The organism is Pseudomonas sp. THAF187a (assembly GCF_009363395.1).
Taxonomy (GTDB): Bacteria; Pseudomonadota; Gammaproteobacteria; order Pseudomonadales; family Pseudomonadaceae; genus Aquipseudomonas; species Aquipseudomonas khazarica.
Map to the genome: position 1 here is coordinate 897668 of NZ_CP045349.1, position 25716 is coordinate 923383.

Sequence of the window (25716 nt, forward strand, 5' to 3'; positions counted from 1 at the left end):
GAGTGTCACATGCAGCTCGACCCCTCAACCGGCTGGTTTCAGGGCATTCGTCATTGCCCGTCACCCAACTTCAACGCCCGTCCCGACGGCGAGATCTCGCTGCTCGTGGTGCACAACATCAGCCTGCCGCCTGGACAGTTCGGTACCGGCAGGGTGCAGGCGTTCTTCCAGAACCGCCTGGCGACGGATGAGCACCCCTTCTTCTCCGAAATTGCCGACCTGCAGGTCTCTGCGCATTTCTTCATCGAGCGTGATGGCTCGCTGACGCAATTCGTCTCCTGCCTGGATCGCGCCTGGCATGCCGGTGTTTCCCGCTTCGATGGACGGGACAACTGCAATGATTTTTCGCTAGGTGTGGAGATGGAGGGGACCGATGACCAGCCCTACACTGACAGTCAGTACGCAAGGCTGACCGAGCTGACGCGCCAGTTGCTGGACGCCTACCCGGCCATCTCGACCAAGCGCATTCGCGGGCACTGCGACATCGCGCCGGGACGCAAGACCGATCCGGGCCCCGCGTTCGACTGGCCACGCCTGTACGCCACATTGAAGGATTGAGGAGAGGTAGCGATGAGTTTTCTGGTCATTCTGCTGGTGCTTTGGGTCGAGAAGTTCTCCGCCTGGCGCCTGCGCATCCAGCAGGACGGCCCCTGGCTCGCGCAGTTGCGACGCGTGCAGCAGGGCAGTCTGCAGCAGGCGCCTTGGCTGTGCCTGGGACTCCTGGTGCTTCTGCCCGTCGCGGCACTGGGGCTGGTCCTGCTCGTGCTCAAACCGCTGGCCTATGGCTGGCTTGCCTTGCCGGTGCACCTGCTGGTGCTGATCTACAGCCTGGGCCGTGGCGATCTGCTCGCAGCCCTTGGCCCTTTCCGTGATGCCTGGCGTCGCGGTGATGGGCAGGCCGCCTACCACGTCGCCGAGCGTGACCTGGCGTTGCAGCCGGAAGAGGGTACTCAACTGCTGCAGCAGGTCCAGGGGCACTTGCTGTGGCAGGCCTACCAGAGCTTCTTCGCGGTGATCTTCTGGTATCTGCTGCTCGGTCCGCTGGCGGCGCTGGCCTACCGGCTGCTGGCGCTGACGTCCGAGCACGCCGAGCAGGCCGCGCTGCGCGAGCGGGCGGTTCAGCTGCGACACGCCTTCGACTGGTTGCCGGCGCGGGTGCTGGCTTCCAGCTTCGCCCTGGTGGGCAACTTCGTTGCGGTCACGCGTGCCCTGTTGCACGAGTTGCTCAGCTGGGACATCGCCGCTGCCCAACTGGTGATCAAGGCCGGGCGTGCAGCGGGGGAGATGCCGGCCCCGGTCATGGGTGAGGAGGGCGTGGATACGCTGGATCAGCTGTGGCAGCTGCTGATTCGCGCCGCAGTGGTCTGGTACGCCGCTTACGCGGTGTGGGTGCTGCTCATCTAGCGGTGATCGGAGCGCCCTGGCGAACGTTGGCCGGGGTTGCTGCAACCTCGAAGGCTTCCTGCGAGGCGGTGCGGGGTGTCGCGCGGGTTTAACCTTAAGTTACAGAGAGGCGGGTCGATAAGGGGTATAAGGGGGCGGTAGCCTGTCCTGTTTAGTGATTCGCGTCACATTTATCTGCCTGTATTCGCCGCGTGGATTCGCGCGCCGCAGGTCGGGCTGCACAGGACGCCGTCGTCAGCCCGTGAGAGGCTCTGCGGCCGTTCAAGCAACACCCATAACAATAATGGCAACTGGAGACGTCTAGTGAAGACCGTGTTGTATCCGGCCATCGCGCTGATGAACCGCCTCAGCTTCGGCATGAAGTTCAGTCTGATCAGTGTCCTGTTTTTCCTGCCCATGCTGGTCACCAATTTCTATCTGGTGCGTGACTCCTACCGACAGTTCGTCGGGACCGAGAATGCACTGGAGAGCCTCGAGCTGCTGGGCCAGAGCCTGCAGCTGCGGCGTGACCTGGAAAGCCTCAATGACCTGGTGCAGATCAACTCGATGATCGGCCAGTCCGGCCAGGCGGGCGATCTGGAAAGCCGCATCGGCCAGCTGCAGCAGGCGCTGAGCGCGGGGCTGCAGGGTCTGGAGCCGGTCACCCAGGATGCCGAGCAGGCGGCCGAGTTCGTCAGCAAGCGCGACGAGCTGCTGGCGGATCTCAAGAGCGCGGAAGGCGAGACGTCGCTGCAGAGCAAGGCGGTCATCGTCGAGAAGCTGCTCGGCTCCTCGCAGGTGTTCATCAAGCTGGTGGCCAGCCAGGCCGGTCTCAGCCAGGACCCGCAGCGCCAGGTTCGCCAGATCACCGAGTTGATCACCAACGTCACCCCGCAGATCACCGACGTGCTGAGCCAGGGCCGTGCCATCGGCGCCTACTCGCTGGGGCAGGGCTTTCTCAACTCGGCGGCCAGCACCAAGTTCGATGATCTGTTGCTGCAGCTGGAGAAGCTGCACGCCGAATATGGCCTGAACCTGCAGGAGGCGCTGGCGGGCAGCGTCGCCGCGCAGAATGGCCTGGGCGGTCTGGCCGAGGCCAGCCGGCAGAGCCTGAAGGACAGTGCTGTGCTGTTCGAGGACCAGGTGATCATCGCCGACAGTCTCGATACGCCCTGGGCCCAGTTCTACGAGCAGGTCAGCCAGCAGATGGCCAAGACCTACGCGTTCAACGACGGCCTGCTGGCCTTTCTCGATAGCCAGCTGAGCGAGCGCCTGACCGAGAACCGCGCGCAGATGGTGTTGCTGGTGGTCGCGCTGGTGGTGGTGTTCCTGCTGATCGTCTACCTCTACAGCGGTTTCTACGTGTCCACGCGCTCGACCCTGAAGACCCTTGGCCAGGTCATGGACAAGGTGGCGGCCGGCGACATGACGGTCACCTTCCAGGCGCAGAGTCGCGACGAGCTGGGTGAGCTGGGGCAGGTGTTCAACCAGACCGTCATGCGTATCCATGACCTGATCGAACGCGTCGGCCACACGGTCGGCGAAGTGGGCGGCCAGGCCGACCGCGTCGAGCTGGTGTCGGGCGAGAGCAACCAGGCCGTCGCCGGTCAGCGCGCGCAGATCGAGCAGGTCGCCACGGCGATGAACCAGATGTCGGCCACGGCCCAGGAGGTGGCGCGCAGCGCCGCCGCTGCGGTGAGCAGCGCACAGAGCGTCAACCAGGAAACGGTCAGTGGCCGGGCACTGGTCGAGTCGCAGGTCGGGGCGATCCAGCGCTTGGCCGGGGAAATCGACCAGTCGGTGGCGGTCATCGATCAACTGGCCAGCGACAGTGCCGCCATCAGCCAGGTGCTGGACGTGATCAAGGGCATCGCCGAGCAGACCAACCTGCTGGCGCTCAACGCGGCCATCGAGGCGGCGCGTGCCGGGGAGCAGGGGCGCGGGTTCGCGGTGGTCGCCGACGAAGTGCGCAACCTGGCCAAGCGCACCCAGCAGTCCACCGAGGAGATCGAGGCGATGATCGCCAAGCTCCAGGGCGGTGTCGGCGCCGCCGTCAAGGCGATGAATGCCAGCCACCAGATGGCCGATGGCACGGTCAGCGAGTCGGCCAAGGTGCAGCAGGCGCTGGAGAACATTCTCGGCGCGGTGGGCATGATCGTCGATCAGAACCAGCAGATCGCGGCGGCCGCCGAGCAGCAGACCGCCGTGGCGCACGATATCGACCAGAACATCGTCGAGATCAACCATGCTGGTGAGCGTACCGCCGCTGGCGCGAGCCAGACCGAGCAGGCCAGCCGCGAGTTGAGCGAACTGGTCACCCGCCTCAAGCAGTTGATCGGCGCGTTCCGCGTCTGATCGGCCCGAGGGCTTGAGTCGCCCTGATCGCGGCTCAAGCCTGGTGGCCTAGCCCCAGCCGAACAGCGCCTCCGCATTGCGGCTGCTGGCCGCCGCCAGCGCCTCGGCCGACATGCCACGCAATGCCGCCAGCTCGCTGCAGATTTCCGCAAGGTGCTCCGGGCTGTTGCGCTGGTTGGCGTGCATGGAGGGCGCCATGTCCGGCGCGTCGGTCTCCAGTACGATGGCCTCCAGCGGCAGCCCGGCCACGACCTTGCGCAGGCGATTGGCCTGCGGCCAGGTCGCCGCGCCGCCCAGGCCCAGGCGAAAACCCAGCCTGATGTATTCGCGTGCTTCCTCGGCGCTGCCGGCAAAGGCGTGGATGATGCCGCCACGCGCCGGACGCAGGCGCTTGAGGGTGGCGATGGTCGCCGCGTGCGCGCGGCGTACATGCAACAGGACGGGTAACTCGAACTCGATTGCCAGGTGCAGCTGGGCTTCGAACAGGGCCTGCTGGCGCTGGCGATCGAGGTGGTCCAGGTAGTAGTCCAGGCCGAATTCGCCAACGGCGCACAGCCTGGGGTGGCCGATCAGCCTGTCCAGCCAGGCGCGCAACTCGCCCAGGTGCTCAGGGCGGTGGTCGTCCAGGTACACCGGGTGCAGGCCGAATGCGGCGTACAGGCCTTCGCTCGACTCGACCAGCTGCCATAGACGCTGCCAGTTGCTCTGGTACACCCCGAGGACGACCATGCGCTGTACGCCCAGGGCCTGGCTGCGTGCGAGCACCTCGGCGCGGTCGGCGTCGAAGTCCGGGAAGTCAAGGTGGGTGTGGGTATCGATCAGGCGCATCGTTCACTCAGGGTCGACCATTTTCGACCAGGTTGCCAGTACCGGGGTGAGCTACCGCCCCATCGGAATTGCCAGCGGGGTCAGATACGCGCCTTGAAGCTGCGTTCGATGGCCTCGATGCCGGGCTGATAGTCGTCCTGTTCCACGGCGCGTAGGGCCCAGCTCAGCACGCGCTCGGCGATGCGCTCGTGCTGCTGGCTCATCGCATTGACCCGCAGCGGCAGGAAGTCCAGCAACTGGGTGTCACCGAAGGTCGCCAGGCGTATCGCCGGCTGCTGCTCGCCGTGTCGCTCGCGCAGGGCGTCGAACACGCCTTCGAGCAGGACGTAGGCTGTGCTCAGCAGGGCGTCGGGCGGGCCGGCGTCGGCCAATAGCGCCTGCATCTGGCGGTAGCCGCAGGCCCGGCTGAACAGCTCGCCGTGGTACACGCTGACGCGCCCGTCGAACCCGGCCAGCGCGGCATGAAAGCCCCGTTCGCGCGCCTGGCTGATGACCAGTTCGGGACGGGCACCGAGCAGAGCGATATGCCGGGGCCGGGGCGTCAGCAGGCTGGCGGTCAGGGTGCGTCCGGCCTGCTCGTCATCGCTGACCACCGAGCGGATATGCCGGGGTGATAGCGCGCGGTCCACCGCGATCACCGGCAGGCCGGAGGCGACGATCGACGGATACAGCGGGTCGTCCGGCGGCAGGCAACTGGCGACGATCAAGGCGTCGCAGCGGCGCGAGCGAAACAGCTCGAGCAGCTGGCGTTCGCTGTCCGCGGCGTCGTCGGAGCTGGCGATCAGCAGCTGATAGCCGGCGGCGCGAGCCTTCTGCTCGAGCAGCTTGGCCAGGCGCGCATAACTGGGGTTCTCCAGGTCAGGCAGGATGAAGCCCAGGCAGCGGCTCTGCCCCCTGCGCAGGCTGGCGGCCTGCTGGTCGGGGCGATAGCCATGTTCCTCCACCACAGCCAGCACGCGCGCTACGGTCGCGGGGCTGATGCGCCGGCGTTCGGCCTGGCCGTTGATCACGTAGCTGGCGGTGGTGACCGAGACCTGGGCCAGGCGGGCGATGTCGCTGAGTTTCACGGGCGCACCCTGTAGAGATGAGGTTTCGGCTGTTCGAGCGCGGCGAGTCTACACCGTCCCGGCGACGACCGGGCTTCAAGGATGCCTCGTTATCGGCTAAGGTGCCGGAATGTGGTGAATCGTTTCAGCAGTCTAGTTCACCTGCTCGTCTTAGCCAGAACAATAAGTCGGAGACTCCCATGCTCGAACTCGATGCCAGTCAGATCCAGATGGGCCGGGCCGCGGCGAACAAGGATGAAGCCCTGGCCATGCTTGCCGACGCATTGGCCAGCGCTGGCCTGGCCACAGCGGCTTATCTCGACGGTTTGCAGGCACGCGAGCGCCAGGGCTCGACCTTTCTGGGGCAGGGCATCGCCATTCCCCACGGCACGCCGCAGACACGCGACCAGGTGCTGCGCACGGGTGTCAGCCTGATTCAGTTTCCGGCGGGTGTGGATTGGGGTGACGGGCAACGGGTGTACCTGGCCATCGCGATTGCCGCCCAGTCCGACGAGCACCTGCATCTGTTGCAACTGCTGACCCGTGCCCTGGGCGAAGGGGACCTGAGCCAGGCCTTGCGTGAGGCGGGTGAAGCCACGCAGATCCTCGAACTGTTGCAGGGCGCGCCGCAGGCGCTGGCCCTGGATGGCCAGCTGGTGGCGTTGGGGCAGGCGGCCGAAGACTTCGACGAGTTGCTCTGGCAGGGTGCCCGCCTGTTGCGCCAGGCCGGTTGCGCGCGCACGGGCTTTGCGCTCGGCCTGGCGCGTGGCGAGCCGTTGCCGCTGGGTGACGGCCTGTGGTGGCTGCACAGCGAGGCCAGTGTCGAGCGGCCGGGCCTGGCGTTCGTCACCCCGGCGCAGCCGCTGACCTTTCGTGGCGAGGCGCTGCGCGGTCTGTTCTGCCTGGCCAGCCAGGGTGAAGCGCATCGGCAGGCGCTGGAGCGGCTCTGCGATGTGCTGATCGGCGGTCGCGCGGCGGCGTTCAGCGAGGCCAGCGACAGCCGCCAGGTGATCGAGGCGCTGGGGGGCGAGGTGGCGCCGGACTGGCCCAGCCTCAGCGTGCCGCTGCTCAATGCCCACGGCCTGCATGCACGACCGGCCAAGGCCTTGAGCGAGCTGGCGCAGGGTTTTGCCGGCGAGATCCGTGTGCGCCTGCTCGGTGACGGCGCTGCAGGCGTCTCGGCCAAGAGCCTCAGTCGGCTGCTGGCGCTGGGGGCGCGTCGCGGACAGATGCTGGAGTTCAGCGCCGAGCCGGCGATTGCCGAAGCGGCGTTGCCGGCGCTGCGTGCGGCACTGCAAAGCGGCCTCGGTGAAGCGGTCGAGCCGCTGAGCGAGGCATTGCCGGAGGTGGCCGCGCAGCTGCAACCGGTCGCGCCGGCTGCGCCTGTCGCCGGCGCTCGCTTGCTGGCGGTTGGTGCCTCGCCCGGTATCGCCATCGGGCCGGCGTTGGTGCGCACGCCTCCGACCTTTCATTTCGCCGAACAGGGGCAGGGCGTCGAGCCTGAGCGGGCGCGCCTCGAGCAGGCCCTAGCCGTCGTCTCGGCACAGATCCAGCGCCTGGTCGATGGCGCGGGTGTGGCCAGCATCCGGGAAATCTTCAGTGCGCACCTGGCCATGCTCGGTGACCCGGCACTGCGTGAGGATGTCGAGGCACGCCTGGGGCAGGGCGCCAGTGCCGAAGCGGCCTGGCAGGCCGAGGTCGAGGCAGCGGCCAGGCGTCAGGAAGCCTTGCATGATGCGCTGCTGGCCGAACGCGCGGCCGACCTGCGCGACATCGGTAATCGGGTGCTGGCGCAGCTGTGTGGCGTGGCGCTGCCCAGCGAGCCAGACGAACCCTATATCCTGGTGATGGCCGAGGTGGTGCCGTCCGATGTCGCCGGGCTCGATCGTCGACGCGTTGCCGGCATTCTCACTGCGCGCGGTGGGGCGACGGCGCACAGCGCGATCATCGCCCGTGCCCTGGGCATTCCTGCGCTGGTCGGCGCCGGCGACGGCGTGCTGGAGTTGGCGCAGGGTACGCCGCTGCTGCTCGATGGCGACAGTGGCGTGCTGCGGGTGGCGCCGGATGCGCGCGAGCGTGACCAGGCGCTGCATGAGCGCGAGGCTGCGCAGCGCCGCCAGGAGCAGGCGCACGCCCGGCGCTTCGACACGGCGCAGACCCGTGACGGCGTGCGAGTCGAGGTGGCGGCCAACATCGGTGCCAGCGGGGAAACCGCCGACGCGGTGGAGCTGGGCGCGGAGGCCGTGGGCCTGCTGCGCACCGAACTGGTGTTCATGGAACATGCCCAGGCGCCGGACCAGGCCGCGCAGCAAGCCGAGTACCTCCGCGTGCTCGACGCGTTGGCTGGCCGCCCGCTGGTGGTGCGCACGCTGGACGTCGGCGGCGACAAACCCTTGCCGTACTGGCCGATGCCCGCCGAGGAAAACCCCTTCCTCGGCGTACGCGGCATTCGCCTCAGCCTGCAGCGCCCGGAGATCCTTGAAACCCAGCTGCGCGCCTTGCTCGCCTCGGCCGACGGCCGTCCGCTGCGGATCATGTTCCCCATGGTCGGCGCGGTGGAGGAGTGGCGCGCGGCGCGTGACCTGGTGCAGCGCCTGCGCGAAGAGATCGAGGTGCGCGACCTGCAGCTCGGCATCATGATCGAAGTGCCCTCGGCCGCGCTGCTGGCGCCGGTGCTGGCGCGCGAGGTGGACTTCTTCAGTATCGGCACCAATGACCTGACCCAGTACTGCCTGGCCATCGACCGTGGTCATCCGCAGCTGTCGGCGCAGGCCGATGGTCTGCACCCGGCGGTGCTGCGCCTGATCGAGATGACTGTCACGGCAGCCCATGCCCAGGGCAAGTGGGTTGGCGTCTGTGGCGAGCTGGCCAGCGATCGCCTGGCCGTGCCCCTGCTGATCGGCCTGGGGGTGGACGAGCTGAGCGTGACGCCGCGCTCCATCGCCCTGGTCAAGGCGCGGGTGCGCGAGGTCGACAGCCGCCAGGCACGTACCCTGGTCGATCGCGCCCTGGCGCTGGACAGTGCCAGCGCCGTGCGCGCGCTGGTCGCGGAGATGCACTGATGGCACGGATCCTGACCCTGACCCTGAATCCGGCGCTGGACCTGACCCTGCGCCTGCCGAGCCTGCAGCCCGGCGCGATCAACCGTTGTGACGAGCTGCGCAGTCATGCCGCCGGCAAGGGCCTCAACGTCGCCCAGGTGCTCGCCGACCTGGGCCACAGCCTGAGCGTCAGCGGCTTTCTGGGCCGTGCCAATGCGGCGCCGTTCGAGCGCCTGATGCAGGCGTGCGGCTTTCATGACCTGTTCGTCCGCGTGCCGGGCGAGACGCGCAGCAACATCAAGCTGGCCGAGGCTGATGGCCGCATCACCGACCTCAATAGCCCGGGGCCGCAGGTCGAGGCCGAGCATCTGCAACGCCTGGAGGAGGAGCTGCAGCCGCTGCTTGCCGGGCACGACGCCGTGGTGGTCGCCGGTAGCCTGCCGCGTGGCGTCACCACGCAGTGGTTCGCCAGCCTGCTGCGACGGATCAAGGCCAGTGGCGTACCGCTGGTGGTGGACAGCAGCGGCGCGGCCCTGCAGGCGGCCCTCGGCGTCGTGCCGTGGCTGATCAAACCCAACGAGGAAGAGCTGCGCGAGGCCTGCGGCAACGACCTGCCAGCGGCCATCACGCGCCTGCGTGGCCAGGGCATCGAGCATGTGCTGCTCTCGCGTGGCGCCGATGGCGTCGAATGGCACGGACCGGGTATCGCCCTGCGTGCCGTGCCGCCGCGCGTCGAGGTGGCCAGTACCGTCGGTGCCGGCGACTCGCTGCTGGCGGCCAGCCTGCATGGCCTGCTGCAAGGCTGGCCCGCCGAGCGCACGCTGCGCCTGGCCACGGCGGTAGCGGCGCAGGCGGTCACCCAGATCGGCTTCGGTATCCATGATCGCGAGCAACTGGCCCGCTTCGAAGCGGCCGTGCAACTGCACCGTCCAGAACAATAAGAGGCACCCACCGTGAATCTGCTGATCGTCACTGCCTGCCCCAATGGCCAGGTCACCAGCGTGCTGTGCTCGCGCCTGTTGCAGGCGGCTGCCGAACGCCTGGGCTGGCAAACCCGCGTCGAGGTGCACGACGCCCGCGCCATCGGTTCGCCGCTCAGTGCGGCGGAAATCGCCGCCGCCGACTGGGTGCTGGTGGTCCGGACCGGCGATCTGCCGTTGCAGCGCTTCGTTGGCAAACGCCTGTTGCAGGCCTCGCCGGCCGAGGCGTTGGCCGACCCGCAGCGCTTCCTGCGTGAGGCGGCCGAGCGCGCCGAGCCCTATCAGGCTACGACCGAATCGTCACCGGTTGGCACGCGCCGGTTGGTCGCCATCACCGCCTGCCCGACCGGGGTGGCGCACACCTTCATGGCCGCCGAGGCGCTGCAGCAGGCAGCGACACGCGCGGGTATCGAGCTGCAGGTGGAGACCCGTGGCTCGGTCGGTGCGCGCAACCTGCTCGACGAGGCCGCCATCGCCGCTGCCGACGCGGTGCTGCTGGCCACCGATATCGAGGTGGACACCAGCCGCTTCGCCGGCAAGAAGGTCTATCGCTGTGGCACCGGCGTGGCGTTGAAGCAGCCGCAACAGACGCTGGAACGGGCGCTGAACGAGGCCCGGCCACTGAGCGAGGCAGCGTGCGGCGAAGGCCAGGCCGCAGCCAGCCAGGGCGAGAAGAGCGGGCCCTACAAGCACCTGCTCACCGGTGTCTCCTACATGCTGCCGATGGTGGTGGCGGGTGGTCTGCTGATCGCCCTGTCGTTCGTCTTCGGTATCGAGGACTTCAAGGAGGAAGGCACGTTCGCGGCGGCGCTGATGCAGATCGGTGGCGACGCCGCCTTCAAGCTAATGGTGCCGGTGCTGGCCGGCTACATCGCCTATTCCATCGCCGATCGTCCGGGGCTGGCGCCGGGCATGATCGGCGGCCTGCTGGCCGGCTCGCTGGGCGCCGGTTTCATCGGCGGCATCGTCGCCGGGTTCATCGCCGGCTACAGCGCCAGGGCCATCGCCCGCTGGGTGCGCCTGCCGGAGAGCCTGGAAGCGCTCAAGCCGATCCTGATCATTCCGTTGCTGGCCAGCCTGGTGACCGGCCTGCTGATGATCTATGTCGTCGGCACGCCGGTGGCGGGTGTGCTGCAGTCGCTGACCCGTTTCCTCGACAGCATGGGCAGCACCAACGCCATTCTGCTCGGTGCGCTGCTCGGCGGGATGATGTGCGTGGACCTTGGCGGGCCGATCAACAAGGCGGCCTACGCCTTCTCCGTCGGCCTGCTGGCGTCGAGCAGCTACGCGCCGATGGCCGCGACCATGGCCGGGGGCATGGTGCCGCCGATCGCCATGGCCATCGCCACCGTGCTGGCGCGGCGCAAGTTCGCCCAGAGCGAGCGTCAGGCCGGCAAGGCGGCGGGCGTGCTGGGGCTGTGCTTCATCTCCGAGGGTGCGATTCCCTTCGCCGCCAGGGATCCGCTGCGGGTGATCCCTGCCAGCATCGCCGGCGGGGCGCTGACCGGCGCCCTGTCGATGTACTTCGGCTGCAAGCTGATGGCGCCGCACGGCGGCCTGTTCGTGCTGCTGATCCCCAACGCCATCAACCACGCCGCGCTGTACCTGCTGGCCATCGTCGCCGGCAGCCTGCTCACCGGCGTGCTCTATGCGCTGATCAAGCAGCCCGACGCGCAGCCGCTGGCGGTCGAGGCGCAATGAGCGCGCGCCGCTGAAGCTCGGGTACACTGGGCCGAACAGCGCCTGGGATGTAGGAGTCCAGGGCATGACCGAGCGCCCGTGCGTGGCGACGGGAGCATGCCGGACTGCTTGGCGCAGTCGCCCTCACCAAGAAAGGACCTTTTGTAGATGACTCAAGCTCTCGCGCATCGCTGGCGCTTCTTCCGGGCCGGCGGCTTCGATCAGGTGCAACTGGAAACCCCGGCGGATCTCGCCGCACTGCGTGGCCTGGACCAGAAACTCTGGGCCAGCCTGGCCTGCCCGGTGAACAACCTGGAGCTGGATCGGCGCATGCTGGACTACATCGACCTGAACAAGGACGGTCGTATCCGCGCCCCGGAAATCCTCGACGTGGTGGACTGGACGTTGGCGCGTCTGCGCGAACCGGCCGTGCTGTTCGAGAACGGCCCGCTGCAGCTTGCATCGCTCACCGATGACGCCGTGGGTGCGCGCCTGCGCCTGGCGGCGCAACGCCTGCTGGCGGTGCTGGGGCGCGCCGATGGCGACAGCCTGGTGCCGGCCGACACGGCCAACCTGGCGCAACTGTTCCCGCCGCACGAACCCAACGGCGACGGCCTGGTGCCGGCGACGCTGACCGATGATGCCGAGCTGAAGGCGGCCATCGCCGATATCATCGCCAGCCTGGGGGCGCAGACCGACCGCAGTGGCGAGGCCGCGATCGGCGCCGAGCAGATCAGCGAGTTCTTCGCGCAGGCGCGCCAGCTGCACGTCTGGCATGCGCGTGCGGCGGAGCAGGGACTGGATGCCTTCGGCGAGGGCACGGTCGCGGCGGTCGAGGCGCTGAGTGCCGTGCGCGCCAAGATCGACGATTACTTCACCCGCGTTGCCATGGCCGAGTTCGACCCGCGTGCCGCGGCGCTGATGAATGCCCAGGAAGCCGAGCTGGTGCGTCTGTCGTCGCTGTCCCTGGCGGATGCCGGCGAAGTCGCCGGCCTGCCCCTGGCGGCGGTGCAGCACGGTGACGAGTTGCCACTGGACAAGGGCCTCAACCCGGCGTGGCAAGGCGCGATCGGCGAGTTCCGCCAGCGCGTGGTGGTGCCGGTCTACGGCGAGCTGGAGCGCCTGTCGCGCGAGCAGTGGCAGCACCTGGTCGCGCTCTGCGGCAACTACCTGGCCTGGCAGGCCGAGACGCCCAAGGTGGCGATTGTCGAGGTGCTCAAGCGCGGGCGCATCCTCGAGCTGGTGGAGCAGGACGCCGAAGCCCGCCTGCTGGCGCTGGTCGAGAAAGACAAGACCGTGGCCGAGGCGGCCGACGGGCTGGTCGAGCTGGACAAGCTGATTCGCCTGCGCCACGGCCTGATCACGCTGCTGCGCAACTTCGTGTCGTTCCAGAGTTTCTATGCCCGTCAGGACAAGGCCGTGTTCCAGGCCGGCACGCTGTACATCGACGGCAAGAGCTGCGACCTGGCGGTGGAGGTCGACAACATCGAGGCGCATGCCAAGGTGGCGGCGGCCAGCGACTGCTTCCTGCTCTACTGCGCCTGTACCCGTCGTGGCGAGCCGGTGCGAGGCAAGGAGGCGATGAATATCGTGGTGGCGGTCACCGCCGGTAGCGAGGGCGACCTGCAGGCCGGGCGCCATGGCCTGTTCTATGACCGCGACGGCAATGACTGGGACGCCAAGGTGGTCAAGGTGGTGCAGAGCGCCATCAGCATCCGCGAGGCGTTCTGGTCGCCCTATCGGCGCATCTCCAAGCTGGTCTCCGACCAGGTGCAGAAACTGGCGGCCAGCCGCGACGCCGACATGGTCAGCAAGACCGCTGCCAAGGTCGGTGAAACGGGGGCGCCGGGTGCTGCAACGCCGGCGCCGGCATTCGACATCGCCAAGTTCGCCGGGATCTTCGCTGCCATCGGCCTGGCGGTCGGTGCCCTGGGTACGGCCCTGGCTGCGGTGGTGACCGGCATCCTGTCGCTGGCCTGGTGGCAGGTGCCGTTGCTGTTGCTGGGCGTGCTGCTGGCCATTTCCGGCCCGGCCATGCTGCTGGCCTGGTTCAAGCTGCGTCGGCGCAGCCTGGGGCCGATTCTCGATGCCAATGGCTGGGCGGTGAACGCCAAGGCGCGCATCAGCATTCCCTTCGGTACCGCGCTGACGCAAATGGCCGAGTTGCCCAAGGGCAGCGACCGTGCCCTGCGTGACCCCTATGCCGACAAACCGGTGGTCTGGCCATGGGTGGTCCTGCTGCTGGTACTGTTGGCTGGCGGCTACCATGCCTGGAACAGCGGCATGTTCAGCCCCGAGGTCGCCGAAGCTCCGGCCGAAGTGGTCGCACCAGCCCAGCAGTAACCGTAGGGCGGGTGCAACCCGCCACGCCGAAACCGGCGGGTTGCACCCGCCCTACGTTGCTGTCTGGCAATGCGCGTGCGTTTGTAGGAGCCGGTGATCCTGCGCGAGGCTGACCGCCAGCAAGCTGGCTCCTGCATGTCGACGCTCAGCCGGCCAGCTGCTCCGCGACCCAGCGGGGCAACTGCTCGGTCGCCAGGCCATAGCGCTTTTCGGCGAACAGCGAATGGCCCTGGCTGGGCTCCAGGTTGATCTCCAGCGTGTGGGCGCCTGCCCGCCGTGCCTGTTCGACGAAGCCGGCTGCCGGGTAGACATGACCCGAAGTGCCGATGCTGACGAACAGCTCGCAGCGCTCCAGCGCATCCTGGATGCGCTCCATCTGATAGGGCATCTCGCCGAACCAGACGATATCCGGGCGCAGCGTGCCCCTCAGGCCGCAGCAGGCGCAGGCCTGGCTGACCGGCATGTCGCCGTCCAGCGGGAAGCGTCGCTGGCTGTTGCTGCACAGCATCGACTGCAGTTCGCCGTGCATGTGCAGCAGGCGCCGGGAGCCCGCGCGTTCGTGCAGGTTGTCGACGTTCTGCGTGACCAGCAGAAAATCACCCTGCCAGGCTGCCTCCAGTTCGGCCAGCGCCAGGTGCCCGGCGTTCGGCGCGATGGCCGGGTCGCGCAACTGGGCGCGGCGCAGGTCATAGAAGCGCTGCACCAGCGCCGGGTCGCGCGCGAAGCCTTCGGGGGTCGCCACCTCTTCGATGCGATGGTCTTCCCACAGCCCGTCGCTGGCGCGGAAGGTGCGGATGCCGCTTTCGGCGGAGATACCGGCACCGGTGAGGATGACGAGGTTGGGGTGGGGCATGGCAGGCTCCGAAACAGGTGCGTTGCCATCACTCTAAGCCAATTCGGGATGCCGCAGCCTACGGACTTTCGCTCGTTCCGTAGGGCGGGTGAAACCCGCCTGTCCGGTAATGGCGGGTCGCACCCGCCCTACTCAAGGCTCAGCCGAGCGTGCGTCATGCGCGTTCGCTCATCGCCGCCAGGGCGACCGAAGCGGCGGCGGTGCGGGTTTCCACGCCCAGTTTCACGTAGACGTGTTCCAGGTGCTTGTTCACCGTCCGCGGGCTGAGGCCGAGGATGTCGCCGATATCGCGGTTGGTCTTGCCGCACGCTACCCAGCGCAGCACCTCCACCTCGCGCTCGGTGAGCTGGAAGCGTGCCGACAGGTGAGCATGCGCCGGCGCATTGTCCAGGCTGAGGTCGACCGGCCTGGACGCGGCCCTGGCAGCCTGCAGTATGCGCGCGGTGCGCAGGTGCGAGGCGACCCGGGCGAGCACCTCGTCGGGGTTGATCGGCTTGGTCACGTAGTCGATGCCGCCGGCCTCGAAGCCCTGCACCACGTGTTCGCTGTCGGTCAGGGCGGTCATGAACAGCACCGGGATGTCGGCGCTGGCAGGATCGGCCTTGATCCGCCGACAGGTCTCGAAGCCATCCAGCCCCGGCATCATCGCATCGAGCAGGATCAGGTCGGGGCGCCGCCGCTGGATGCGCCCCAGCGCACTGCTGCCATCCAGCGCCACCAGCACCATGTAGCCCGCGTCGTCGAGGGCGTCGGAGATCAGCGCCAGGTTGTCCGGCGTGTCGTCGACGATGAGGATGATGCCGCGTTCGGCCGACAGGCTGGCAGGCAGACGCGACTCAGGCTGGTGGAGCGGCGCATTCATGTTCGGCCTCCTTCAGTTGGCGGTTGAATTCGTCGAGCTGGAAGTGCTTCACCAGGCTGCGCAGCGAGGCGGTGAAGCTGGCGCAGGCCGGGTTGCGCTGGTCGATGTCGTCCAGGCGCTGCTGGATGCCACGGATGTAGCCCAGCGCCCCCAGCTCGCGCAGTGCCTGCAGGTCGTCGCTGTCGGGCAGGGTCACGCGCTGTACGCTCGCGGGCCGCTCCTGGGTGCGATGCAGCCAGGTCAGGCCCAGCTGCTGCTGAATGCGTTCGAGCAGTTGCGGGGTGTACACCGGCTTGGCCAGGTAGTCGTTGCAGGCGGCTGCCACGCTGCGTTCGCGATCGTCGGTGAAGGCATTCGCGGAGATCACGATGATCGGCGCCTGGCACTGGGTGTTACGCCGGATCAGGCGGCTGGTTTCCCAGCCGTCCAGCTGCGGCATGGACAGGTCCATGAGAATCAGCGCCGGATGCTGCAGGGCCACCTGGCGAATGGCTTCCTGGCCGCTGGCCGCCTGGATCACCTCGAAGCCCAGTGGCTCGAGCATGCCGGCGAGCACGCGGCGGTGTTCGAGGTGATCGTCCACCACCAGGATCAGCCGGCGCTCGCCCTGGTAACCGATGATGTCGTGCTCCACGTGCACCACCGCCTGCGGCACGCGCACCTCGGAGAGAAACAGGCGCACCTGGAAGCGGGTGCCCTGGCCCGGTTCGCTGTCCACCGACAGCTCGCCACCCATCAGCGCGGTGAGCATGCGGGTGATGGTCAGACCCAGGCCGACGCCATTGTCCTGGCGCATCAGGTCGCCGCGCTCGAAGGGCTGGAAGATGCGCTCGATCTGCTCCGGGGCGATGCCGACGCCGGTGTCGATGATCTCGAAGGTGGCGGTCTCGCGCATGTAACCGACGCGCAGGCGCACCTCGCCGTGCTCGGTGAAGCGCACGGCGTTGCCCAGCAGGTTGATGAGGATCTGCCGCACGCGCTTTTCGTCGCCGCGTACCACCGCCGGCATGCGCCCGATGCATTCGAGGCGAAAGCGCAGGCCTTTCTCGGCAGCTTGCGGGGTGAACATGCGTTCGAGCTGATCGATGAATTCGGGGAAGGGAATCTCCGCCAGCTCCAGGTGCAGTTTGCCGGCCTCGATCTTGGCCACGTCGAGCAGGCCGTCGATCAGCGACAGCAGGTGCGAGCCGCTGCGCAGGATGGTCGCCAGGGCGTCCTGGTGCTGGCTGGGCATGGCCGTGTCGCGCTGCAGGATCTGGGTGTAGCCGAGGATGCTGTTGAGCGGCGTGCGCAGCTCATGGGACAGGCCGGTGACGTAGCGGCTCTTCGCCGCGTTGGCGGATTCGGCGGCCTCCTTGGCCTGCTGCAGGGCTTCGTCGGTCTTGCGGTGCGCTTCGATCTCCTGCATCAGCAGCAGGGTCTGGCGGTCCGACTCCTCCTGCGCCACGCGGCGGCTCTCGCGGGTCAGCACCAGCCACCAGGCGAGCATGGCGGCGAACAGCGAGAGGGTGAGGAAGGCCTTGAGGAAGGCCTGGAACAGCGTCTGGCGGACCTCCGGTTCCTGCGTCAGCAGGCTCAGCGAGACCTGGCTGTAGATCAGCGCCAGGGCGCCGAACAGCATCAGCACCAGCAGACCGAGCAGGCCGAGGTACTGGGCCAGGCGGCTGTGCAGGCGCGGGATCGATGCACGCGGGAAGACCCAACTGACGAAGTCGTCGAGCTGGTCGGCCAGGCGCGCACGGGGTTTGCAACGATCATCGCAGCGCGCATCGAGCGAGCAGCACAGCGAGCAGATCGGTGCGCCGTAGGCTGGGCACAGCGCGGTGTCCGGCTCTTCGAAGCGGTTGTTGCACAGGCAGCACTGCACCTGGCCGGACTCGGCGTAGGGGTAGAGCAACTGTGGCTGACGCTCGCGGGCGATGTAGTAGCGGCCAGCGGTGAGCCAGGCCAGCAGCGGGGCAAGGAGGAAGGCCGAGCCCAGTGCCACGATTGGCGAGGCGGCCTGCGCCAGGGCGCCGAACAGGCCGCCGTGGGCCAGCACCGAGAGCAGCGAGGCGATCAGCATGGCGCCGACGCCCACCGGATTGATGTCGTAGAGGTGCGCGCGCTTGAACTCGATGTACTTCGGCGACAGGCCGAGCGGCTTGTTCACCACCAGGTCGGCGACCAGCGCGCCGATCCAGGCGATGGCGATGTTGGCGTAGAGGCCGAGCACTTCCTCGATTGCCTCGAACACGCCCAGCTCCATCAGCATCAGAGCGATGGCCACGTTGAACACCAGCCAGACCACGCGCCCCGGATGGCTGTGGGTGATCCGTGCGAAGAAGTTCGACCAGGCCAGCGAGCCGGCATAGGCATTGGTCAGGTTGATCTTGATCTGGCTGACGATGACGAACAGGACCATGGCGGCCAGCGCCCACTGCGGTGAGGCGAACACGTAGTTGAAGGCCACCAGGTACATCTGCGTGGGTTCGGCGGCGCGCTCCATGGGGATTTCATGCTGCAGGGCGAGAAACGCGAGGAAGGCGCCGGCGAGCATCTTCAGTGCACCGGGAATGATCCAGCCGGGGCCGGCGAGCAGCAGGGCGGTCCACCAGCGAGCACGATTGGCGCGGGTCTTCTCCGGGAGAAAACGCAGGTAGTCGACCTGTTCGCCGATCTGCGTCACCAGCGCCAGGGCCACGGTGCAGGCGGCGCCGAAGTGCAGCAGGTTGAAGCTGCCGGGTTCGCCTTCGCGCCCGGCGAAACTGGTCCAGTCCGACAGGGCATCGGGGTTCTTGGCGGCGACGAAGGCGTAGGGCAGCAGGAGCAGCAGCAGCCATACCGGCTGGCTCCACATCTGCAGGCGGCTGATCAGCGTCACGCCATAGGCCACCAGCGGGATGACGATGACCGAGCAGATGACGTAGGCCAGCGCCAGGGGAATGTTGAAGTACAGCTCCAGAGCCAGCGCCATGATCGCCGCTTCCAGGGCGAAGAACAGGAAGGTGAAGCTGGCGTAGATCAGCGAGGTGATGGTCGAGCCGATGTAGCCGAAGCCGGCACCACGGGTCAGCAGGTCCATGTCCAGGCCGTAGCGGGCCGCGTAGTAGCTGATCGGCAAGCCGGTGAGGAAGATCACCAGCGCGACCGCGAGCACGGCCCACAGGGTGTTGGTGAAGCCGTAGGACAGGGCCAGGGCGCCACCGATGGCCTCCAGCGCGAGGAACGACACGGCGCCCAGTGCAGTGTTGGCGATGCGCAGCTCCGACCACTTGCGGAATGACCTGGGCGTGAAGCGCAGGGCGTAGTCCTCCATGGTCTCGTCGGCGACCCAGGAGTTGTAGTCGCGGCGAATCTTGATGATGCGCTGGGTGCCGGTCTGCTGCACGGGCGTCGTCCTGCTGGCGTTGTCTGATGGATCGTCCCTGTCGAGCGTTCCTGCAGGAGCCGGCTTGCCGGCGATCTGCATGACCAGGAAGGACGCATCGCCCGCAAGCGGGCTTCTACAGGCAGATCCCAGCAACTTCCATGCCCCGGTTCGGCGAGCCCTCTGCCGCGCGCGCGAGCTTCTGTCTGCCTGGTTTTTCTGCGCCCAGCTTGCACCAGGCTGGCGCGCGAGGCTGTACGTCAGATGACGTATGCCGTTACGTCATGCTGCGTATACCCCGCGTGCCGGGGCAAACGCATCCTTGCTGCGAAGCCGGCGTGGTTCGGCACGAATAACCAGCACAGGAGCACGACCATGGATTCTCAACCGATTCGACTTCTTCCCCGCCGGCTGGCGCTAGGGGCTGCGGCGCTCTCGCTGCTGGCTGCCAGCCTGTTCAGCCATGTCGCCAGCGCCGAGGTCAACAGCACCGGCCTGGCCGTCACCGACAGCGAGGTCACGGTCGGCATCCTGCACTCGGCGACCGGCACCATGGCCATTTCCGAAACCGGTTCGATCCAGGCCGAGCGCCTGGCCATCGAGCAGATCAACGCCAGCGGCGGGATTCTCGGCCGGCAGATCAAGGTCATCCAGGAAGATGGGGCTTCCGACTGGCCGACCTTCGCCGAGAAGGCGCGCAAGCTGCTGGTCGGCGACAAGGTCGCGACCGTGTTCGGCTGCTGGACCTCGGCATCGCGCAAGGCCGTGCTGCCGGTGTTCGAGAAGGAGAACGGCCTGCTCTACTACCCGACCTTCTACGAGGGCCTGGAGCAGTCGAAGAACGTCATCTACACCGGCCAGGAAGCGACCCAGCAGATCCTCGCCGGCCTCGACTGGGTGGCCAAGGAGAAGGGCGCCAAGACCTTCTACCTGATCGGTTCGGACTACATCTGGCCTCGTACCTCGATGAAGATCGCGCGCAAGCACATCGAGAACGTGCTCGGCGGCAAGGTGGTCGGCGAGGAGTACTACCCGCTGGGCAACACCCAGTTCGGCTCGCTGATCAACAAGGTCAAGCTGAAGAAGCCTGACGTGGTCTTCTCCGCCGTGGTCGGTGGTTCCAACGTGGCGTTCTACAAGCAGATGAAGGCCGCCGGCGTGACCTCCGCCAAGCAGACCCTGCTGACCCTGTCGGTCACCGAGGACGAGCTGCTGGGCATCGGTGGCGAGAACATGGAGGGCTTCTACGCCTCGATGAAGTACTTCCAGAGCCTGGACAACCCGAACAACACCGCCTTCGTCGAAGCCTTCAAGGCCAAGTACGGCAAGGACGCGGTGATCGGCGACGTGACCCAGGCCGCCTACCTCGGCCCGTGGCTGTGGAAGGCCGCGGTGGAGAAGGCCGGCAGCTTCGACATCGACAAGGTGGTCGCCGCCTCTCCGGGCATCGAGCTGGGCACCGCGCCGGAAGGCTACGTCAAGGTGCACGACAACCATCACCTGTGGAGCAAGACGCGCATCGGTGAAGTGCAGAAGGACGGCCAGTTCAAGGTGGTCTACGAGTCCGACCTGATCGAGCCGAACCCCTTCCCGGAAGGCTACCAGTAACAGCAGCGACGAGCTGCAAGCCGCAAGCGGCAAGTGGAGCGTGCTCTGCTTGCCGTTTGAAGCTTGAGGCTTGCAACTTCTTTTGAGGGCGCTTCTATGGAATGGCTATCTGAATTCGGCGCCATCGCAGCCATGCAGGGTTTCAACGGCTTGTCCGTGTTCTGCGTGCTGCTGCTGATGGCGCTGGGGCTGGCGATCATCTTCGGCCAGATGGGCGTGATCAACATGGCGCATGGCGAGTTCCTCACCATCGGCGCCTACACCACGTTCGTGGTATCGACACTCACCGAGCAATACGCTCCGGCCTTCGGGCCTTACTACTTCTTCCTCGCGATCATCCTCTCGTTCTTCATCGCCGGGGCCATTGGCTGGCTGGTGGAGTGGGCGATGATCAGCAAGCTCTACCAGCGCCCGCTGGACACCCTGCTGGCCACCTGGGGCCTGTCGCTGGTGATGCAGCAGGGCTTTCGCTCGATCTTCGGCGCCCGCGAGGTCGGCGCCACGCTGCCGGAATGGCTGATGGGCTCGTGGAACCCCACCGAAGCCATCGACATCCCGCGCAACGGCCTGTTCGTCATGGGCCTGACCCTGCTGCTCACCGCGCTGCTGTTTGTGATGCTGTACCGCTCGCGCTGGGGCCTGCAGGTGCGCGCCACGGTGCAGAACCGGGTGATGGCGCGGGCCGTGGGCATCAACACCAAGCGCGTCGACCGCATGACCTTCGCCCTCGGCTGTGGCGTCGCCGGCGTGGCGGGCGCGGCGTTCACCACCATCGGCTCGACCGGGCCGACGGCCGGTTCGCTGTACATCGTCGACACCTTCCTGGTGGTGGTATTCGGCGGCGCTTCCAGCCTGCTCGGCACCATCGCCTCGGCATTCAGCATTGCCCAGGCGCAGTCGCTGCTGGAGTTCTTCACCAGCGGATCGATGGCCAAGGTGCTGACCCTGTCCGCCGTGGTGCTGATCCTGATGCTGCGCCCGCAGGGGCTGTTCTCGAGCAAGGTGCGCAAATGAACCCTGGTGCTTTGGCAGGAGCCCGCTTGCGGGCGATCAGGGACCGCAGGATCGCCAGCAAGCTGGCTCCTACAGTGATTTGAGGACGCGGACATGAACAAGACACTCGACAAACTGCTCGGCGGCAAGCAGGGGGCCATCGGTCTGGCGCTGCTCGCGGCGCTGATCCTGGTGGTGTTCCCGCTGGCGCTCGATGCCTTCCGCCTGAACATGGTGGGCAAGTACCTGACCTACGCCTTCGTCGCCGTCGGCCTGGTGCTGTGCTGGGGCTATGGCGGCATCCTCAGCCTCGGCCAGGGCATCTTCTTCGGCCTCGGCGGCTACTGCATGGCGATGTTCCTCAAGCTCGAGGCGTCCGACCCGGAGAGCACCAAGATCCAGTCCACACCGGGCATCCCGGACTTCATGGACTGGAACCAGATCACCGAACTGCCGCTGCTCTGGGAGCCGTTCCACAGCCTGGGCTTCACCCTGGTCGCCGTGGTCGCGGTGCCGGTGCTGCTGGCGCTGGTGATCGGCCTGGCGATGTTCAAGCGGCGTGTCGGTGACGTGTATTTCTCCATCGTCACCCAGGCCATCGCGCTGATCCTCACCGTGCTGATCATCGGCCAGCAGGGCCTCACCGGTGGGGTCAACGGCATCACCGACCTGCGCACGCTCAAGGGCTGGGACATCCGCACCGACGAAGCCAGGCTGATCCTCTACTTCGTCAGTGCAGCGCTGCTGATCGGCTGCATCCTCATCGCCCGTTTCATCGTCGCTTCCAAGCTGGGGCGGCTGCTGCTGGCAATGCGCGACAAGGAAGAGCGGGTGCGTTTCTCCGGTTACGACGTGGCCAGCTTCAAGATCTTCGTGTTCTGCGTCGGCGCCGCCTTCGCCGGTATCGGCGGGGCGATGTTCACCTTGCAGGTGGGCTTCATGTCACCCAGCTTCGTCGGCATCGTGCCGTCGATCGAGATGGTCATCTTCGCCGCGGTCGGCGGGCGCCTGTCGCTGCTCGGCGCAGTGTACGGCGCGCTGCTGGTCAACTTCGGCAAGACCTACTTCTCCGAGAGCTTTCCCGAACTGTGGCTGTACCTGATGGGCGGGTTGTTCATCGTCGTGGTCATGTACTTCCCCAACGGTCTCGCCGGCCTGTGGGACAGCCACGGCAAGCGCTGGCTGGCACGCCTCAAACGCAAACCCCAGGCCCGGGTCGCCGCGCAACCTGCGGCCAGGAGCGTCGCTGCGAACAAACGTCCCGCCCCTGAACTGGAGACCACGCCATGAACAGCCCAGCAGGCTTCCAGGCCGCCAAGCCGGTACTCGCCATCGAGGGGCTGACCGTGTCCTTCGACGGCTTCAAGGCGGTCAACGACCTCAACCTGTATGTCGACCGCAACGAGGTGCATGTGGTGATCGGCCCCAACGGGGCCGGCAAGACCACGGTGCTCGACCTGATCTGCGGCAAGACCCGCGCCACCGCCGGCAGCATCGACTTCGACGGGCGCGAGCTGACCCGGATGCGCGAGTACGACATCGTGCGCGCCGGCGTCGGGCGCAAGTTCCAGAACCCGTCGATCTACGAGAACCTGACGGTGTTCGAGAACCTGGAGATGTCCTATCCGGCCGGGCGCAAGGTGTTCGGCGCGCTGTTCTTCAAGCGCTCGCGGGAGGTGATCGAACGGGTCGAGCAGGTGGCGCAGGAGATCATGCTCGGCGAACACCTGCACCGCCAGGCCGACCTGCTTTCCCACGGGCAGAAACAGTGGCTGGAGATCGGCATGCTGCTGATGCAGGACCCGCAGCTGCTGATGCTCGACGAGCCGGTGGCCGGGATGAGCGTGAGCGAGCGGGTGGCGACGGCCGAGTTGCTCAACCGTATCAGCCAGGGGCGCTCGGTGCTGGTCATCGAGCACGACATGGAGTTCGTCAAGAGCATCGCCCACCGCGTCACCGTGCTGCACCAGGGCAAGGTGCTGGCCGAGGGCAGCATGGAGGCGGTGCAGAGCAATCCCAAGGTCATCGAGGTGTACCTGGGGCATTGATCCCGGTCGCGTATCTGTAGCCCGGATGCAATCCGGGGGCATGTCCAGCAAGGAGTCATTTATGTTCCAGATCAGCAACCTCGCCTCGGGCTATGGCCAGAGCCAGATCCTCCATGAGCTCAACCTCGACGTGGCGAAGAAGGAAATCGTCGCGGTGATGGGCCGCAACGGCATGGGCAAGACCACCCTGTTCAAGAGCCTGATGGGCATCCTGCCGCAATGGGGCGGGCAGATCCGCGTCGATGGCAAGGACCTGTCGCAGCTGGAAACCCACCAGCGGGTGGAAAGTGGCATCGCCTACGTGCCGCAGGGGCGGATGATCTTCTCGCACATGACCGTGCTGGAGAACATCCAGACCGGCCTGCCGGCCTCCGCCGGCGGCAAGGTACCGGATGACCTCTATGCGCTGTTCCCGGTGCTGCATGACATGCGCCACCGCAAGGGCGGCAACCTGTCCGGTGGCCAGCAGCAACAGCTGGCCATCGCCCGGGCGCTGGCGACCAATCCCAAGGTGCTGCTGCTCGACGAGCCGACCGAGGGCATCCAGCCGTCGATCATCAAGGACATCGCCCGCAGCCTGAAGGAGATCCGCAACATGCGTGATCTGACCATCGTCGTCTCCGAACAGGTGCTGTCGTTCACCATGGAAATCGCCGACCGCTTCCTGGTCATCGAGAAGGGCAAGTTCGTGGTCGAGGAGAGCCGCGACCAGGTCGACGAGGCGAGCATCAGTCGTTATCTGTCGGTGTGACTTTCTTGCCCTCTCCCTAACCCTCTCCCGCAAGCGGGAGAGGGGACTGTTGGGCGGTGTGCCATTTCGCACCGCGTGCTGCTCCCCTCTCCCATTCATGGGAGAGGGGTTGGGGGAGAGGGTAGTGGTTCCCGCTTTACGGTCACTGTGTTCTCCATGCAGTGGCCGCTTTTTCGCGTCCGCGAAAAATGCCTGCAGGCCCCGTAAGGCCGGCGTTCCGGGCATACGTCATCCAACGTATTTGCCGATTTCCCCGCGCGCTTGAGACTGGCTGCGTACCCGGCACACAGCGGCCGGCATTCCTCACAGGTCCCATGGAGCTTTGTCATGACCGATACCCTGATCAAGGTCGACCTCAACCAGGCCGCCACCGAGAACGAGCAAGTCCACAACCGCTGGCACCCGGACATCCCGATGGCCTGCTGGGTCAATCCGGGCGATGACTTCATCCTCGAGACCTACGACTGGACCGGCGGCGCGATCAAGAACGATGACGATGCCTCGGACGTGCGCGACGTCGACCTCTCCACCGTGCACTACCTGTCCGGTCCGGTGGGCGTGAAGGGGGCCGAGCCGGGCGATCTGCTGATCGTCGAGCTGCTCGACATCGGCGCCAAGCAGGACATGCTCTGGGGCTTCAACGGTTTCTTCTCGCAGAGCAATGGCGGCGGCTTCCTCACCGATCACTTCCCGGCGGCGCAGAAGTCGATCTGGGACTTCGAGGGCATGTTCACCAAGAGCCGGCACATCCCCGGCGTGCGCTTCGCCGGCCTGATCCACCCCGGCCTGATCGGCTGCCTGCCGGACCACAAGATGCTCGCCGACTGGAACAAGCGCGAGCAGGCGCTGATCGACACCAACCCGACCCGCGTACCGCCGCTGGCCAACCCGCCGTTCGCCTCCACCGCGCACATGGGCAAGCTCAAGGGCGATGCCCGCGACATGGCCGCCGCCACCGGCGCGCGCACCGTGCCGCCACGCGAGCATGGCGGCAACTGCGACATCAAGGACCTGTCGCGCGGTTCGAAGATCTTCTTCCCGGTCTACGTTGACGGCGCCGGCCTGTCGGTCGGTGACCTGCACTTCAGCCAGGGCGATGGCGAGATCACCTTCTGCGGCGCCATCGAGATGGCCGGCTGGGTGCACATGAAGGTCGAACTGATCAAGGGCGGCATGGCCAAGTACGGCATCAAGAACCCGATCTTCAAACCCAGCCCGATCGTGCCCACCTACAACAACTTCCTGATCTTCGAAGGCATCTCGGTGGACGACGACGGCAAGCAGCACTACCTCGACGTCAACCTGGCCTACAAGCAGGCCTGCCTGAATGCCATCAACTACCTGAAGAAGTTCGGCTACAGCGGCGCGCAGGGTTACTCGCTGCTGGGCTCGGCACCGGTGCAGGGGCATATCAGCGGCGTGGTCGACATCCCCAACGCCTGCGCCACGCTGTGGTTGCCGACCGACATCTTCGAGTTCGACATCAACCCCAGCGCCAGCGGCCCGACCCGGTTCCTCGACGGCAGCATCGACATGCCCATCGCCTACGACAAGTGATGTCACTCCCCCTCTCCTGCATGCGGGGGAGGGGCCCTG

18 protein-coding genes are annotated in these 25716 nt (G+C 66.9%); 13 read left to right on the forward strand and 5 right to left on the reverse strand.

The genetic code is table 11. The features are described from left to right. Positions 1-9 precede the first annotated feature (9 nt). The 3 genes from ampD to FIV02_RS25170 all read left to right on the forward strand — a co-directional run bounded on the left by ampD (position 10) and on the right by FIV02_RS25170 (position 3738). Positions 10-558 (forward strand): 1,6-anhydro-N-acetylmuramyl-L-alanine amidase AmpD, encoded by a 549-nt coding sequence (ampD, locus tag FIV02_RS04100; protein ID WP_152487881.1) that lies wholly within the window; start codon positions 10-12, stop codon positions 556-558. A gap of 12 nt (positions 559-570) precedes the next feature. After that, on the forward strand, positions 571-1404 hold the full coding sequence (gene ampE, locus FIV02_RS04105) for a regulatory signaling modulator protein AmpE (RefSeq protein WP_047592421.1): 834 nt from the start codon (positions 571-573) through the stop codon (positions 1402-1404). Between the two features lie 1629 nt (positions 1405-3033). Further along, positions 3034-3738: a methyl-accepting chemotaxis protein gene (locus FIV02_RS25170; RefSeq protein ID WP_371923268.1), complete on the forward strand. Its 705-nt coding sequence runs from the start codon at positions 3034-3036 to the stop codon at positions 3736-3738. Between the two features lie 48 nt (positions 3739-3786). Here FIV02_RS25170 and FIV02_RS04115 read toward each other — a convergent pair whose 3' ends face one another. Both FIV02_RS04115 and cra read right to left on the reverse strand, forming a co-directional pair. Continuing rightward, on the reverse strand, positions 3787-4566 hold the full coding sequence (locus tag FIV02_RS04115) for a TatD family hydrolase (protein WP_152487883.1): 780 nt from the start codon (positions 4564-4566) through the stop codon (positions 3787-3789). Between the two features lie 80 nt (positions 4567-4646). Beyond that, positions 4647-5633, reverse strand: a complete 987-nt coding sequence (cra, locus tag FIV02_RS04120; protein WP_152487884.1) for a catabolite repressor/activator — start codon at positions 5631-5633, stop codon at positions 4647-4649. A 179-nt stretch (positions 5634-5812) separates the two neighbouring features. On the opposite strand from cra, the gene ptsP reads away from it, so the two are divergent. The 4 genes from ptsP to FIV02_RS04140 all read left to right on the forward strand — a co-directional run bounded on the left by ptsP (position 5813) and on the right by FIV02_RS04140 (position 13656). Further along, the gene (gene ptsP, locus FIV02_RS04125; RefSeq protein ID WP_152487885.1) at positions 5813-8674 is read left to right on the forward strand and encodes a phosphoenolpyruvate--protein phosphotransferase; all 2862 of its coding nucleotides are present in this window, start codon (positions 5813-5815) and stop codon (positions 8672-8674) included. Then, positions 8674-9594: a 1-phosphofructokinase gene (gene pfkB / locus FIV02_RS04130; protein ID WP_152487886.1), complete on the forward strand. Its 921-nt coding sequence runs from the start codon at positions 8674-8676 to the stop codon at positions 9592-9594. Before ptsP ends, pfkB begins: the two co-directional genes overlap by 1 nt. 12 nt (positions 9595-9606) lie before the next feature. Further along, positions 9607-11334 (forward strand): fructose-specific PTS transporter subunit EIIC, encoded by a 1728-nt coding sequence (locus tag FIV02_RS04135; RefSeq protein WP_152487887.1) that lies wholly within the window; start codon positions 9607-9609, stop codon positions 11332-11334. A gap of 147 nt (positions 11335-11481) precedes the next feature. After that, complete coding sequence (locus FIV02_RS04140; protein WP_152487888.1) at positions 11482-13656, forward strand: hypothetical protein; 2175 nt, start codon at positions 11482-11484, stop codon at positions 13654-13656. A 145-nt stretch (positions 13657-13801) separates the two neighbouring features. On the opposite strand, the gene cobB is transcribed toward FIV02_RS04140, so the two are convergent. From cobB to FIV02_RS04155, 3 genes are all read right to left on the reverse strand, one after another. Continuing rightward, positions 13802-14509, reverse strand: coding sequence for a Sir2 family NAD+-dependent deacetylase (cobB, locus tag FIV02_RS04145; protein ID WP_152487889.1), 708 nt, complete (start codon positions 14507-14509; stop codon positions 13802-13804). A 154-nt stretch (positions 14510-14663) separates the two neighbouring features. Beyond that, entirely contained in the window at positions 14664-15371 is a 708-nt protein-coding gene (locus tag FIV02_RS04150; protein WP_051800504.1) for a response regulator, read from the reverse strand. Beyond that, complete coding sequence (locus tag FIV02_RS04155) at positions 15346-18741, reverse strand: ATP-binding protein (protein ID WP_152487890.1); 3396 nt, start codon at positions 18739-18741, stop codon at positions 15346-15348. Before FIV02_RS04155 ends, FIV02_RS04150 begins: the two co-directional genes overlap by 26 nt. 354 nt (positions 18742-19095) lie before the next feature. Between FIV02_RS04155 and urtA the strand changes: the two genes are divergently transcribed. From urtA to fmdA, 6 genes are all read left to right on the forward strand, one after another. Further along, the gene (gene urtA / locus FIV02_RS04160) at positions 19096-20328 is read left to right on the forward strand and encodes an urea ABC transporter substrate-binding protein (protein WP_047589805.1); all 1233 of its coding nucleotides are present in this window, start codon (positions 19096-19098) and stop codon (positions 20326-20328) included. A 96-nt stretch (positions 20329-20424) separates the two neighbouring features. Further along, positions 20425-21342, forward strand: a complete 918-nt coding sequence (gene urtB / locus FIV02_RS04165; RefSeq protein ID WP_047589803.1) for an urea ABC transporter permease subunit UrtB — start codon at positions 20425-20427, stop codon at positions 21340-21342. A gap of 93 nt (positions 21343-21435) precedes the next feature. Then, positions 21436-22611, forward strand: a complete 1176-nt coding sequence (urtC, locus tag FIV02_RS04170; protein WP_047589800.1) for an urea ABC transporter permease subunit UrtC — start codon at positions 21436-21438, stop codon at positions 22609-22611. Further along, positions 22608-23369, forward strand: coding sequence for an urea ABC transporter ATP-binding protein UrtD (urtD, locus tag FIV02_RS04175; RefSeq protein ID WP_037046281.1), 762 nt, complete (start codon positions 22608-22610; stop codon positions 23367-23369). Before urtC ends, urtD begins: the two co-directional genes overlap by 4 nt. A 61-nt stretch (positions 23370-23430) precedes the next feature. Next, positions 23431-24120, forward strand: a complete 690-nt coding sequence (gene urtE, locus FIV02_RS04180; protein ID WP_152487891.1) for an urea ABC transporter ATP-binding subunit UrtE — start codon at positions 23431-23433, stop codon at positions 24118-24120. 327 nt (positions 24121-24447) lie between these two features. Beyond that, the gene (gene fmdA / locus FIV02_RS04185; protein WP_047589798.1) at positions 24448-25677 is read left to right on the forward strand and encodes a formamidase; all 1230 of its coding nucleotides are present in this window, start codon (positions 24448-24450) and stop codon (positions 25675-25677) included. Positions 25678-25716: the final 39 nt, after the last annotated feature.

Coding starts and splice junctions, on each gene's coding strand:
- ampD (WP_152487881.1), top strand. CDS start 10: ATGCAGCTCGACCCCTCAACCGGCTGGTTTCAGGGCATTCGTCATTGC.
- ampE (WP_047592421.1), top strand. CDS start 571: ATGAGTTTTCTGGTCATTCTGCTGGTGCTTTGGGTCGAGAAGTTCTCC.
- FIV02_RS25170 (WP_371923268.1), top strand. CDS start 3,034: ATGTCGGCCACGGCCCAGGAGGTGGCGCGCAGCGCCGCCGCTGCGGTG.
- FIV02_RS04115 (WP_152487883.1), bottom strand. CDS start 4,566: ATGCGCCTGATCGATACCCACACCCACCTTGACTTCCCGGACTTCGAC.
- ptsP (WP_152487885.1), top strand. CDS start 5,813: ATGCTCGAACTCGATGCCAGTCAGATCCAGATGGGCCGGGCCGCGGCG.
- pfkB (WP_152487886.1), top strand. CDS start 8,674: ATGGCACGGATCCTGACCCTGACCCTGAATCCGGCGCTGGACCTGACC.
- FIV02_RS04140 (WP_152487888.1), top strand. CDS start 11,482: ATGACTCAAGCTCTCGCGCATCGCTGGCGCTTCTTCCGGGCCGGCGGC.
- cobB (WP_152487889.1), bottom strand. CDS start 14,509: ATGCCCCACCCCAACCTCGTCATCCTCACCGGTGCCGGTATCTCCGCC.
- FIV02_RS04150 (WP_051800504.1), bottom strand. CDS start 15,371: ATGAATGCGCCGCTCCACCAGCCTGAGTCGCGTCTGCCTGCCAGCCTG.
- urtA (WP_047589805.1), top strand. CDS start 19,096: ATGGATTCTCAACCGATTCGACTTCTTCCCCGCCGGCTGGCGCTAGGG.
- urtB (WP_047589803.1), top strand. CDS start 20,425: ATGGAATGGCTATCTGAATTCGGCGCCATCGCAGCCATGCAGGGTTTC.
- urtC (WP_047589800.1), top strand. CDS start 21,436: ATGAACAAGACACTCGACAAACTGCTCGGCGGCAAGCAGGGGGCCATC.
- urtD (WP_037046281.1), top strand. CDS start 22,608: ATGAACAGCCCAGCAGGCTTCCAGGCCGCCAAGCCGGTACTCGCCATC.
- urtE (WP_152487891.1), top strand. CDS start 23,431: ATGTTCCAGATCAGCAACCTCGCCTCGGGCTATGGCCAGAGCCAGATC.
- fmdA (WP_047589798.1), top strand. CDS start 24,448: ATGACCGATACCCTGATCAAGGTCGACCTCAACCAGGCCGCCACCGAG.